Raw genomic sequence first — 12,281 nt, 5'->3', positions numbered from 1 at the left:
TGCCATGACCGTCACCAGTGACGCCGAACCCGATACCGAATCCGATGTGGAGTCCGACGTGGTGTCGGACGTCGAGACCGAGGCTGTCGAGGAGCCGGTCACGCGGCGTCGGTGGCCCCTGGTTCGGCGAGTGCTGTTGGGCGCGATGATCGTTGCGCTGCTCGGCGGTTCGGGCTTCCTGGGCTGGCAGGCATGGCAGGAGCATCGCGTCGAGGTGGCGGCGCGGGAGGGCCAGGCGGCCGCGGTGCGTTACGCGCAGGTGCTGACGAGCATCGACTCCAACAACGTCGACCAGAACTTCGCCGAGGTACTCAACGGTGCCACCGGCGAATTCAAGGACATGTATTCGCAGTCCAGCGCGCAGCTGCGTCAACTGCTCTTGGACAACAAGGCCACCGCGCACGGTGTGGTGATCGAGTCGGCCGTGCAGTCGGCCACCCCGGACAAAGTCGTGGTGCTGATGTTCATCGACCAGACGGTGGCCAACAAGGCGGCACCGGATCCGCGGATCGACCGCAGCCGGGTCAAGATGACGCTGGAGAAAGTCGACGGCGTCTGGCGGGCCAGCAAAGTCCAACTGCCCTGACTAGCATGCGCATTCGTGTGGTTCCTGTGCTTCTCGTCGTGGCGGCGCTGGCCGTCGCGCCGGTGGCCGGCGCGTCGGCGCCGGACTTCTGCTCGAGCCTCGGCGCCGAGTGGGACGGCGCGTACTGCCACACCTCGGTGCTGTCGGAACGTAAGGCTGTCCGCGACATCAAGGTGGCAGTGCCCGGCGACCTGGTCGACAATCCCGTCACTGGCCCGACCATTCGGGACTACCTGACCCAGTTGGTCACCAACTGGCGCACCGTCGGCGTGCACATGGTGGCGGACAGCTTCGGCGAGGAGAACTTCCAGACGTTACAGCGGGGTGACGTGCTCAGCGTGGTGTTCCACGAGGATTACCACGCCGACGGACCCAAGCCCAACAATGCGTTTCGCACGTTCACCTTCGACATGAGCCGCGGCGTTCGGCTGGGCCTGGCCGACGTGCTGAAGCCCGGCGTCGACTTCGGGGCGATCGCCACGCTGGGCGCGCCCTTCATTCAGGATGCGTTGGATCAGGCGCCGCCCCCGCACGAGGCGGGCAGCTACCCGTTCGTGGCCGAGCGGTGGGGACCGGACACGGTGTATTCCGGTGGGTACAAGGCGTGGGCGTTGTCCGGCGACGAGCTGATCCTGTACATGCCGGACTATCCGGTCGCTCATGACTCGCCGATCAACTACACCCCGGGGGTCATGCAATGGTCGATGGATGGCGGCACTGTGCAGGCGCACATTCCGCTATCGGCGTTGAGTTCGGCACTGCGACCAGAGTTCGGCGGAACGTGATACCGCTAGACCAGCCGCTTGTCGTGGCGGGCGCGTCGGCGCAGGTCGGCCAGCAGCAGGTGCGGGCCAGGCTGACGGAGGAACGAGGGCAGGAAGCGGTTCACCAGGGCGACGAAGCGGAAGAGCAGTTCGAAGCGGCGCTGCTTTCGCGCGCTCCACGCAAGGCCGAGGGCGTCGCGGAATACCGGCGCCAGGAATCCGGCGGTGAGGAATTTGAGCAGACCGCGAAAGGGTATGCGCAGCAACGGGTTGATCATCTCGAGGTCGATCAGGTCGAACAGGTAGGCGCGGACGGTGTCGTCGAATTGGACTCGCTGGCAGGCGGTGTTCCAGTAGTCATCGAAGGCAGCGCGGGTGGGCGGCCACTGGTCCTCGCTGACCTGCAGGGTGGTGCCCAACGGCCAGGCGGAGCGGTAGAAACCCTCGGCTCGATCGGCGGTCATCTCGCCGCGCAGCAGCTGGTAGGTGTCTTCGAGCCCGACGAACAGGCAGGCGGCTACCCACATCTGCAGGTCGCGGTCAAAGGCGTTGTAGCGCACCGGGCTTTGGTCGGTGGACTGGACGTGGCGGTGGGCGGAGTTGACGGCCTCGCGGTACAGCAGCTTGTCCTCGTCGCTGCCGATGATTGCGACGGCGATGTAGGTGAAGGTGGTGCGGGCCCGCTTCCACGGGTGGATGAGCAGGTTCCCGGAGTCGACTCTGGATTCGACGACGCCGTAGCCGACGCCGGGCAGCGACAGCTGCATGATGACGTTGGCAGCGCCTGCGGCGAAGGACCAGAAGTCCAGGGCGTCGGCGGCGGTGACGGGTTCGTCGCTCCAGCGTGCGGTTCTCTTGTGAATCCTGATGCGGGTCTCAGCGGTGGTCAGCGATGACGTTGGCATGTAGACATCTCCCCTTGTCTAGCTCTATGAAGCGTCTCACACAGGCGAGACGGCAGACAAGCAGAAGTGAATACTCGTTCTTGTCTTCGAATCAATTTGCGGTGATGCACTCGAGGAGCGACTAGCGTGGAGTCCGTGTCAGATGGCGAACCCGCTGTACGGCGGCGGCCCAAGGACCGTAAAGCGCAGATAGCGCGCGCGTCGACCGACGCCTTCGGTTCGCAGGGCTATCACGCGGTCAGCATGGAGGACATCGCCGCGCGGGTCGGAATCACGCCCGCCGCGTTGTATCGCCACTCCCCTAGCAAGTACGACCTGTTCCGCGACGCGGTGCTGGGACTGAGCCAAATGCTGGTCGACACCACCGCGTTCGCCGACGAAACGGACGGCGATCCGGCAATGACCTTGCAGGCGTTGACCTCTGCGTTGGTCGACGCCACCATCGCCAACCGGGCGGCGGGTGGGCTGTATCGCTGGGAAGCGCGCTACCTGAAAGAGGCTGACCGCGCGGTCTTGGTCCACCAACTCAAAGTGGTGAACGAGCGCATGCATCGGCCGCTGCTGACGCTGCGGCCCAGATTGAAGCCGAGCCAGGCGTGGACGCTGTCAGCGGCCGCGCTCACCATCATCGGCAGCATCACCGATCATTCCAATCCGCTTGCAGCAGCCGACATCCGGAACTTGCTGTGCACGATGACGGCTGACGTCCTGGCTGCCGAGCTGCCTGCCGCGAGGCGCGGAGGCGCACCGCGGCTCACGCCTCTGGTTGTCGGCGCCGAGGCCGGGATGTACGAGCACGTGCTCTTCGAGTCGGTCCGGTTGTTCTACGAGAACGGGTACCGCAACACGAGCATGGAGGACATCGCGTCGGCAATCGGCATCCAGGCGTCGGGGTTGTACCGGTCATTCCCGGGCAAGGCGGACATCTTGGCGCTGGCATACCGGCGAGCAGCCGATCGGCATTCCAGTGATACCGCGGATGCGTTGTCGCGCAACTCCGATCCGGAGGCGACGCTCGACGACTTGGTGGACGAGTACCTCGGCCGGGTGATGGAGTGGCCGGATCTGCCGTACGTGTATTACACAGAGCGACACAACGTTCCGGAGCAGGATCTGCGGGTGTTGGAGACCATCGAGCATTCGACGATGGACGCTTGGGCGCGGCTGGTGACGGCAGCGCGGCCGGAGATGAAGATCGGTGCCGCCCGGTATGCGGTGGGCGCGGCGTTCGCGCTGACGGTGGACTTCCGGCGGTTGTTCGCCCGGGAATCCGGGCCTGAGTCGGTGGCGACGATCCGGCGCTTGATGGAGGTCACGCTGCTGGGTCGGCCGGTGCGGCGTCGCTAGCTGGGGTGACTACCGGCTCGTCGGTGGCTAGACTTTGCCCAATACGAAGTACTAGCCCGCTGACGAGGGGGTTGTCGATGTCAGATTGGTTGCGCGCCGACCCGGAGGCGTTGGCTACGGCGGGCATCGCGAAAGCGGAAACCAGAGCCAGCGCGCTTCGAAATCTGGCACCACCGCCGACTCAGGATTAACCCATGACGCTGTCCGTAGTCGAGTTCGAACGGTGGGATCCCGCATCGATTCGCGAAGTCGTCCACGCGGCGGCCTCTCGCGGCAACATCGCGGTGAGTGGACTCGGCGCGCAGCACCGGGTTGCGACGAAGGCCGTACTGGCGGCGCGTCCGGAAGGGAGCCGATGACCGAGATCATCGCCGCCATAGTGGCGGTCGTATTGATGGGGCTGTTTATCTACCTGTCACTCAAGTACTTTCGTAAGATTGGGCGCGGCGAGGCGGACCCGGTGATCAATCCGAGCTGGACCACCAACATGCGGCCGACGACCAGAATCGAGCTGTCAGATCCCGACGACGAGCGCTAGGCACCAGACGCCGACCTCGACGCGGTGGTTTGGTAGAAGTTGGGCGCCGCCTCTGGCAGCGAGCGTGTGAGGTATCGGTGGTCGACAGCCATTTCGTCAACGACAGCCCCCACGCTCGACAGCGAAAACCGAGACCGACATCCCCCGTTGTCATATCGTCGTCAGCAACGCAGAGACACCGTGACGGAATATGGGGATCGATGACGGGACAGACGCAGCGCCGCGCCAGCCAACGCAAGAGGACAGCATGCCGGTGCGGCCTGGCCACGCTCGCGGTGGGCATCGGGTTGGGCATCGGAACCGTCGGCGGACAAGCTGCGGCCTGGGCCGATACCGGTCACGCTGGGTCGTCGTCGTCGTCGTCAAGTCAGTCGCAGCCGAGCGGCCCAAGGAAGGCGGCCAGTGGCCGCGACAGTCATCGTGGCAGCGGCCTGGCGACGAGCCGGCGCTCGACGATCCGGCCGGATTCGACTGCATCGCAGCGCAACTCGACGAGGTCAGCGAGTGCCGCCGCGGTCACCGTTCCGATCAGCGCGCCCACACCGGGTACGGAGGCGTCGGCCACGTCCACCCGTGCCGTGGCGACCACGGCGAGAAAGACCTCAGCGAGCGCTGCGCTCGTCGTGACGACCCCCGCGCCGACGAGCCCGACTCCCCCGGCGCCGCTGTCCCCGATCGCCAAGCTGATCGCACTGCCCGGCCACATCGTCAACACCGTGCTGCAGTCGCTCGACCTCACTGCCGCGGTCGGCGGCCCGCAAAGCCCGCTCGACTTCGCACCGTTCGACAACCTGATTTTCGCGGTGTTCCGCCGAATCGAGCACGCGGTGGGGCTGGACGCGCCCCCGACCACGCAGCCGATACCGCCCACCCTGATCTACACCGGCCCGACGACCGCGCTGACGCCGACGGTCGCCCAATTCCTGAACGCCGCCGCGGCGGAATACGTGCTGGGCGGTGTCCCGGGCGGGTTACGGCCGTTCACCGTCAACGGGGTGCCGGTCACGTCCACGAACGTCCTGTCGGGCGAGCGAGCGCAGGTGTGGGTGACGCCGCAGAATCAGATCATCATCGCCTATCAGGGCACCACCGGTGGAACGAACCTGTTGTTCAATCCGCTGATCGCCATCTCGCAGATCGTCACCGACCTACAGGTCCTCTACACCCACACCACTCCGCAGGCGTTCACCGACGCGCTGGCCTTCGCTCAGCGTGTGCAGGCCGACGCTGCCCTGCAGGGTTACAGCACGTCTGACATCTTTGTCACCGGCCACTCACTGGGCGGCTGGGAAGCCGAATACGTTGCGCAGCAGACGGGTTTGGACGGCATCGGCTTCGAGAGTCCCGGTATCAACACCATCGTCGCGGGCAACGGCGCCGACTCCGGGTTCGTCAACATCGAGACCTATGGCGACCCGGCGGCGTACTTCGCTACCGATCTCCCGGGTCTGCAGCCGTTCATGCCGACCTATGTGCCCGCCGGCGGAAGCAAGCCGCACTACGGCGCGATCGTGATGATCGGCGACCCGAATGCGGTTGCGCCGCTGTTCAATGCATCGGCGCTGTATGGCTACGGCCCGATCGGCGATCTGATCTTCATGGTCGACACGCTGGGTAACTTCTTCGAGCATCATCTGCCGGGCATGCAGGCGTATAACCTCGACGTCGACCCGGATCCGACGGTGGTGCCGTGGCTGGGATTGCCGATGGGTCCCGTGGAGACGGGTTACGGCGCGCTGACCATTTCCCAACTGCTGCAGGCGGCTTCGGACGCCGGTCAGCTGATCGCGCCCTAGCGTTTGAGCGCTTCGATCGTTACCAGACGCGGATGTAGTCGATCAGCATGTTGGCCGGGTAGCTGCCGCCGGTGGGGTCACCGCCGCCGGAGCCGGCGACCGCGAGGTCGAACACCGGCATCATCGTGTAGCCGGGATCGTTGAACTGCCAGTCCGGAAGTGAACGGGCCGGCACGGTGAAGTACGGCGCGGCGCCGTCTTTGGAGAAGCTCATGCCGGCGTCGTCCCACACCACGCGCCAGGTGTGCCAGGCGCTGTCGACGGAGATGGTCTGGCTGACGTGTTCGCCGCCGTTGAGCTTGGCGTGCACAGCGGTGCCGGGAGCCCACTTGCCGTTGCCGTACCACTCCATGACGTCGACTTCGCCACCGTTGACGGGGCTCTCGTTGGACAGGTAGAAGGCGGGCCAGCAGCCGGGGGTCAGGCAGTCCAACTTCATCCGGGCTTCCCAGGTGTGGCCGATGCCGCCCTGCCACTTCCCGAAGATCTTGCCGCTGTAGTAGGTGGGGCCGTCTTTGGCGGCGTGGAAGACGAGGTTGGAGTTGCCGTCGAGGTAGACGTTGCGGCGGTCGTCGCGGTACTGGCCGACGTTCTGCGGCAGCTCCCAGAAGGTGGGGTCTTCCATCGATTCACGGGCCAGCGCGGTGGTCCACTTCGACGGGTCGGGCGCGGAGCCGGCGGGGCCGTCGAACTCGTCGTGAAAGATGTAGTTCTGCGGCGCCGGGGCCTGCGGGACTGGTGTGGTCGGTGCGGCGCCGGCCTGCGGGATCTTGGTGGCGGCGACCAGTAGGCCAAGGCCGGTGGTCATGAGCATCTGGCGACGATCCATGACCCCATACAAGCCGCTTCGTTCGGCGAGGCGCAACCTTGCGGTCGGCTGTGTAGCGAATGACCTGCGGTTATGCGGGTCGCGGTCGTACCGTTGTCCGGTGGATAAGTCAGCGGCGATCACTCCGGCGCCTCCGCCGGATGCGATCATGCGGGCCGTCAACCCGCTCATGCGGTATCTGTTGCGCACCCCGCTGGCCGGCGGGCTGCGCAAGCAGTTCATGGTGCTGTCGTTCAAGGGGCGCAAGACGGGTCGGGAGTTCGTGGTGCCGGTTTCTGCGCATTGGATCGACGGCGACCTGTACGCGTTGATCGGGAGCGTGTGGAAGCTGAATTTTCGCGGCGGGGCTCAGGCGTCGGTGTTGTACGACGGCGTTGAGCGGTCTATGCGGGGCGAACTGATCGAGGATCGTGAGCAGACGGTGTCGCTGTTTCACCGGTGCGCTTCTGCGTATGGGGTGAAGCGGGCGCAGCGGATGATGGGGCTGCGGTTCCGCGACGACCGGATTCCTTCTCTGGAGGAATTCCGCGCGGCGGTCGAGGTGAACAAGCTGGCGGCGATCCGGTTCACTGCCGGCTAGTTGGGTTGCGGGACTTCGGTTTCGGTCTCGACCTGATGTCCGATTGCGCCGAAGACCGCGACCGCCACGGCGCCGGCGACGGCCCCGACGAACCCGAGGGCCACCACCCAGCCGAGCCCGGGCCGGGAGCTGTCCCCGAGGAACGCCACGCCGACGATGCCGGGCACCACCGTCTCGCCGACGACGAGGGCCGCGGTGGCCCCGTTCACCGAACCGAGTTGCAGCGCCACGGTGTGCAGGTAGAAGCCGCCGATGCCGGCGATGGCGACGGTCCAGGCCGCCGGGTCGGTGACGAGGGTGAACGGCTGCAGCGGCTCAACACCATCGAGCACGCGCACACCGATTGCGAGCATGCCGAACAGCACACCGGCGATCAGTCCAGCCATGACGGCGCTGCGCGACCCGAGGATGCGGGTGAGGGCGATGCCGCCGAGCAGGATCAGCACCGACACCGCCAGCACGATCCAGTGGATGACGCGTTCGGGGTCCACCTCGCCACGCTCGCCAGCTCCGAGGCCGAGCACGAACAGCGAGGCGATGACCGCGACGATGGCGATCCAGTCGCGGCTGCGTAATCCGATGCCGAGGACGGCGATCCCGAGCACCGCGGTGACCACCAGGTTGGCGCTGATGATCGTCTGGGACAAGAACAGTGGAATCAGCCGCGCCGAGACCGCGCTGCCCACGAAGCCGACGACGTCCAGGACGATCCCGACGATGAATGCTGCGGTGACCGCGGCGTGCAGGGTCGAGCGCAGGGTCGGTCCGCCGGTGGCGGTGACGTGTCCGGTCGCGCCGCGGCCGACGGCGGCGGCTGCTGACCTGCGCGCCCCGTAGGCCTGAAGGACCGACGAGACCCCGTAGCCGACGCAGGCCAGCAGGGCGGCCAGAACACCGATCATCACCGCTTGAGGCTACGGCCCGGCGTCAGGCTCCGGCGCACACTTGCGAGTCGCGGATGGTGGTGCCGTAGACGTTGGCGGTGGCGATGTGGGCGTTCAGCTGACCCGACGGCAGCTGGTGATCCATGTTGTCGCTGATCTGGGTGAGCTGATACCAGAGATGGAACATCGAATCCCCGTTGTAGACAGGCGAATACTCGCTCTGGTCGGGATAGTTCACGATGAAGAGGGTGTGCGCGCGGGGGTCGAGGAAGGCCGCGGACTGGTCGAGGTTGGCTTCGATGGTGTTCGCGGCTTGTTGGACGCCGGGTGCTTGCCAGTTGTCGTGCTGGCTGTCGAGGAAGTGCTGGAAGCCGAAGACTTGGCTCATCAGCGGGTCGTACTGGGCGTTGAACCATTGGCAGGAGTCGCGCATGGCGGTGACCTGCTCGGGGGTGACGCGGTTCTGCCAGAGGTTGTAGGGATAGACGCCTGTGTTGGGCTGCCAGCCGGATTCGTGCGGAGCGAACTCTGGGAGCGACGGGGTTGGGTTGTCGGCGTTGGCAATTGGGGTCGCGGTGAGTGCTGCCGTGATGAGTGCCGCCGCGAGTGTGAACCCCTTGTGCATGAGCAAGTCTCCCGTGTGACAACTGGCGTTGTCTAGGGGGGTCAGGCGACCTAACGTGGCTTCTGCGGACGGCGGGTGCGTCACGGGTCGATCCCGAGACAATGTGTAGCCAGCTGTAGCACACCTCGCTACACTGGCCTGTGTGGCCCGGACGATCCCGCAGCGTGAACTGCGCAACGAAAACGCGAAGCTCATGGATGCGGTGGCAGCGGGTGAGACGTTCGTCGTCACCCGTCATGGGGAGCCAGTCGCCGAACTTCGCCCTATTCAGTCCGCCCGCAAGACGTTCATCACCCGTGACGACTTGGCACGCATCGCCGGCGCAGGGGTCCGGATCGACCCTGGCCAGTTCCGTCGCGATCTCGACGCCGCGATCGATCAGAGCCTGTAGATGGCGGCCGGGCTGCTGGACACATCGGTGGTGATCGACTGGCACGATCCGGCAGTCGCCGACAAGCTACCGGACGAGATGGCGATTTCCGCCATCACCGCGGCCGAACTGGCGGCCGGTCCTCTCCTGGCAAGTACGCCGGTAGAGGCCGCCAGACGCCAGTCCAGGTTGCAGGAGATCGAATCGCTGATTGAGCCAATTCCTTTCGACGACAGGGCAGCGCGCAGCTACGGCCTCGTCGTTGCGGCCGTCATCAGTGAAGGCCGCAAGCCTCGAAGCCGATTCGCGGATCTGTTGATTGCCGCTACCGCACATGCCCATGGCCTGGACCTCTACAGCCGCAATGCGGACGACTTCGCAGGCCTTGCAGGACTGGTCCGCGTGGTGGCGCTGTAATTCGGTGATTGGCCTGCACCCCATACCCATTCACTGAACTGAGATGGAGGTGGGTTGTCGGCGTTGGTGATTGAAGTTGATGCGACCTAACTTCGTTTATGCCGGCGGCGGGGTGCCGATGAGGACGGCGGTCATGCGGTAGCCGTCGGGGCCAGCTTTCCAGGCGTGGTCGACGCCGGTCATGACGACCATGTCGCCGGCCTCGATGCGGTGCGCGCCGTCGTCGAGGATGAGGTCGACGCTTCCGCTGAGCACGAGCTCGAGGTCGAGGGTGTCAGTGTGATGCTTGGGCGTCTCGGTGTTGGCGCCTTGGTCGACGACCATCCAGCGGACGTGGCCGGGCTCGAGGTACTGGTCGATGAGGTCGGCGTTGCCTTGTGGTCGCGCGGGCGGCGGGGTCTGTGTCGTGTTGTAGGGAATGGCGATGCCGAAACCGGGTGCGACGGAATTGATTTCGACCTCGTCGCTGCTGACGAGGCAGGACCTGCCGTCGGCGTCGACGCCGGTGATGAACAGTCGCATGGGCCGCCTTCCACTTGTGGTGGTGTCAGCGTAGTCGGCCACACCTCAGGCGACGCCGATTGCGTCAGCGCAGCGAGTACCGGATCGGCAGGTGCTTGAGCCCGCCGACGAAGATCGTCGAGATGAACTCCGGCTCGCCGGCCAGCTCGATGGACTCCAGTCGCGGCAGCAGCTCGGTGAAGAAGCTGTTGATCTCCATTCGCGCCAGGGCCGCGCCGAGGCAGAAGTGGACGCCGTACCCGAAGGACAGGTGCTTGTTCGGGTCGCGTCCGACGTCGAATGTGGCTGGCTGGTCGAAGATTTCCTCGTCCCGGTTGGCCGAGACGTAGGACAGCAGCACCGACTCACCCTTGCTGATCGGGACGCCGCGCACTTCAGTGTCGGCGGTGGCGGTGCGCATGAACTCCTTGACCGGGGCGGTCCAGCGGATGATCTCCTCGACCGCGGTGCCCATCAGCTCCGGCTGTGCCATGAGCCGGGCGAGTTGGTCCTGGTGCTCGATGAGGGCGAGCAGACCACCGGAGATCGCGGCGCTGGTGGTGTCGTGGCCGGCGCTGGCGACGATCACGTAGTACGACAGGCAGTCGATGTCGTTCAGGAATTCGCCGTCGAGCTTGGCGTTGGCGATCGCCGAGGCGAGGTCTTCGGTCGGATGGGCCCTACGCGCGGCGGTGAGAGCGGTGAAGTACTGGAAGAAGTCGAGGATGACCGCGTGCAGCTCTTCCGGGTCCTTGCCGCGACTGAGCTCGTCGTCGTCACCGCCGAACAATTCCTGGGTGAGCTTGAGCATGCGGCCGAAGTCAGATTCCGGCAGACCGAGCAGCGACAAGATGACATAGAGCGGGAAGTTGACCGCGACCTCTTGAACGAAGTCGCACTCGGGACCTTTGACGACCATCTTGTCGACGTAGATCTTGGCCAGTTCGTCGACACGAGTCTTCAAGGCGCGCATGGCCTTCGGCCGGAACCAGTCGGCGCCGATCTTGCGGATGTCGCGATGCAGCGGGTCGTCCATGTGGATGAGCGTGCGCAAGCCACCGCCGGCGGCGAGGTTGGCCGCCGACAGGTCGTCCGTGGCGGCGGTCTGCAGCATCGGGCGCGGGGCGTTGATCCACAGCTCGTTGGCGCGCTCGATCGCCATCACGTCGGCGTGCTTGGTGATGGCCCAGAACGGCCGATAGTCGGGCACCTCGACGTAAGACACCGGGGCGTGTTCACGCAGGTGAGCCAGGGCCTTCTGCAGCCGAGTCTCTTCTGCGTAGGCGCGCGGCTCGGCCAAAACCTTGGCGGCGTCATCGACGATCGAACTGGTCATGCATCCTCGCTCACACAGACTTGACGGGTGTCAATAAGTGAGCTTATGTGGTGTGCGTCGCATTGGGCAATCGGGGTCATCGCCTTCGGCGGAACAGCTCGGCCGGGCGGCCTCGTGTTCCGGTGTTCGACTCAAGAGTGCCGGTGCCGAGAAGGCGCGGTTCCATCGTGCGACGGAACTTGTCGCGCTGAAGCTTCTTGCCGGCGACGGCCTCGTGTACCTGACGTAGGTCGCGCAGGGTGAATCTGCTGCCCAGTAAACGCTCCGGGTCCGGGTCAGTTTCGTACAGTGCGCGGATATCGTTCTTGGCCAGGCGGATGATCTCCGGGTGGTCCCACGCCAGCTCGCCGGGGCGGTCCACGGGCGCCAGGCGCGTCTGCCGGGCCGAACCCGACCCCAGGCCCCCGAGTTGATCTGGGCGTACGACCGCGACGTGGGCGACGGAGAGCACCCAGTCTCGGTCATCGCGATCCGGGTCATCGAACACATGAAGTTGACGGGGCCGCACGCCGTGCACGCCGAGCTTGTCCCGAAGAGAGCGCTCGACAGCTTCGGCCAACGTCTCCCCTTTGCGCAGGAAAGCGCCGGGCAGCGCCCACTTGCCGGTGTCGTCGCGGGCCAGCTCCACCACGAGCAGGCCCTGACCGTGGTCCCAGGTCAACAAGGCGGTGTCCACAGCGACGGTCGGCCGCGGATAGTTGTGCACCGGTCGGTCGCCCATGACGGAGAACCTAGCATTAAGTGCGGATCTTGCGCTAAATAAGACTTAGTGCGATTCTTGCGCTAAATGATCGATCGGTTTG

16 protein-coding genes are annotated in these 12,281 nt (G+C 65.6%); 9 read left to right on the top strand and 7 right to left on the bottom strand.

From position 1 onward, the window contains the following. Positions 1-4: 4 nt before the first annotated feature. Complete coding sequence (locus AB4879_RS21720) at positions 5-586, top strand: DUF3329 domain-containing protein (protein WP_370509229.1); 582 nt, start codon at positions 5-7, stop codon at positions 584-586. A gap of 5 nt (positions 587-591) precedes the next feature. Next, positions 592-1,371 (top strand): mannan-binding protein, encoded by a 780-nt coding sequence (locus tag AB4879_RS21715; RefSeq protein ID WP_370509228.1) that lies wholly within the window; start codon positions 592-594, stop codon positions 1,369-1,371. 5 nt (positions 1,372-1,376) lie between these two features. Here the strand turns inward: AB4879_RS21715 and AB4879_RS21710 are convergent, their stop codons facing one another. After that, complete coding sequence (locus tag AB4879_RS21710; protein ID WP_370509227.1) at positions 1,377-2,255, bottom strand: oxygenase MpaB family protein; 879 nt, start codon at positions 2,253-2,255, stop codon at positions 1,377-1,379. Positions 2,256-2,390: 135 nt separating this feature from the next. On the opposite strand from AB4879_RS21710, the gene AB4879_RS21705 reads away from it, so the two are divergent. The 4 genes from AB4879_RS21705 (at position 2,391) to AB4879_RS21690 (ending at position 5,936) form a co-directional block, all read left to right on the top strand. Then, positions 2,391-3,602, top strand: a complete 1,212-nt coding sequence (locus AB4879_RS21705) for a TetR/AcrR family transcriptional regulator (RefSeq protein WP_370509226.1) — start codon at positions 2,391-2,393, stop codon at positions 3,600-3,602. Between the two features lie 194 nt (positions 3,603-3,796). Next, on the top strand, positions 3,797-3,961 hold the full coding sequence (locus AB4879_RS21700; RefSeq protein WP_370509225.1) for a hypothetical protein: 165 nt from the start codon (positions 3,797-3,799) through the stop codon (positions 3,959-3,961). Next, positions 3,958-4,140, top strand: coding sequence for a hypothetical protein (locus AB4879_RS21695; RefSeq protein WP_370509224.1), 183 nt, complete (start codon positions 3,958-3,960; stop codon positions 4,138-4,140). Before AB4879_RS21700 ends, AB4879_RS21695 begins: the two co-directional genes overlap by 4 nt. A gap of 200 nt (positions 4,141-4,340) precedes the next feature. After that, on the top strand, positions 4,341-5,936 hold the full coding sequence (locus tag AB4879_RS21690; protein ID WP_370509223.1) for a hypothetical protein: 1,596 nt from the start codon (positions 4,341-4,343) through the stop codon (positions 5,934-5,936). A gap of 19 nt (positions 5,937-5,955) precedes the next feature. Here the strand turns inward: AB4879_RS21690 and AB4879_RS21685 are convergent, their stop codons facing one another. Continuing rightward, complete coding sequence (locus AB4879_RS21685; RefSeq protein WP_370509222.1) at positions 5,956-6,765, bottom strand: family 16 glycosylhydrolase; 810 nt, start codon at positions 6,763-6,765, stop codon at positions 5,956-5,958. 148 nt (positions 6,766-6,913) lie between these two features. On the opposite strand from AB4879_RS21685, the gene AB4879_RS21680 reads away from it, so the two are divergent. Next, positions 6,914-7,345: a hypothetical protein gene (locus AB4879_RS21680; protein ID WP_370509548.1), complete on the top strand. Its 432-nt coding sequence runs from the start codon at positions 6,914-6,916 to the stop codon at positions 7,343-7,345. Here the strand turns inward: AB4879_RS21680 and AB4879_RS21675 are convergent. Beyond that, entirely contained in the window at positions 7,342-8,250 is a 909-nt protein-coding gene (locus tag AB4879_RS21675) for a hypothetical protein (RefSeq protein WP_370509221.1), read from the bottom strand. The two genes, AB4879_RS21680 and AB4879_RS21675, sit on opposite strands and share 4 nt — an antisense overlap. 22 nt (positions 8,251-8,272) lie before the next feature. Next, positions 8,273-8,854 (bottom strand): hypothetical protein, encoded by a 582-nt coding sequence (locus AB4879_RS21670; protein WP_370509220.1) that lies wholly within the window; start codon positions 8,852-8,854, stop codon positions 8,273-8,275. A gap of 142 nt (positions 8,855-8,996) precedes the next feature. On the opposite strand from AB4879_RS21670, the gene AB4879_RS21665 reads away from it, so the two are divergent. Then, the gene (locus AB4879_RS21665) at positions 8,997-9,245 is read left to right on the top strand and encodes a type II toxin-antitoxin system Phd/YefM family antitoxin (RefSeq protein WP_370509219.1); all 249 of its coding nucleotides are present in this window, start codon (positions 8,997-8,999) and stop codon (positions 9,243-9,245) included. Then, positions 9,246-9,641 carry a type II toxin-antitoxin system VapC family toxin gene (locus AB4879_RS21660; protein ID WP_370509218.1) on the top strand — a complete coding sequence of 132 codons (396 nt, stop codon included), beginning with the start codon at positions 9,246-9,248 and terminating at the stop codon, positions 9,639-9,641. A gap of 96 nt (positions 9,642-9,737) precedes the next feature. On the opposite strand, the gene AB4879_RS21655 is transcribed toward AB4879_RS21660, so the two are convergent. The 3 genes from AB4879_RS21655 to AB4879_RS21645 form a co-directional block, all read right to left on the bottom strand. Beyond that, positions 9,738-10,163: a cupin domain-containing protein gene (locus tag AB4879_RS21655; protein WP_370509217.1), complete on the bottom strand. Its 426-nt coding sequence runs from the start codon at positions 10,161-10,163 to the stop codon at positions 9,738-9,740. Positions 10,164-10,227: 64 nt separating this feature from the next. Beyond that, the gene (locus AB4879_RS21650; protein WP_370509216.1) at positions 10,228-11,478 is read right to left on the bottom strand and encodes a cytochrome P450; all 1,251 of its coding nucleotides are present in this window, start codon (positions 11,476-11,478) and stop codon (positions 10,228-10,230) included. Between the two features lie 76 nt (positions 11,479-11,554). Then, a complete protein-coding gene (locus AB4879_RS21645) occupies positions 11,555-12,199 on the bottom strand; it encodes an NUDIX domain-containing protein (RefSeq protein ID WP_370509215.1) in 645 nt (214 codons plus the stop codon). Positions 12,200-12,281 lie beyond the last annotated feature (82 nt).

This window comes from Mycobacterium sp. SA01, assembly GCF_041287105.1.
Classification (GTDB): Bacteria; Actinomycetota; Actinomycetes; order Mycobacteriales; family Mycobacteriaceae; genus Mycobacterium.
This window is presented reverse-complemented; position numbering and strand designations above follow the sequence as displayed.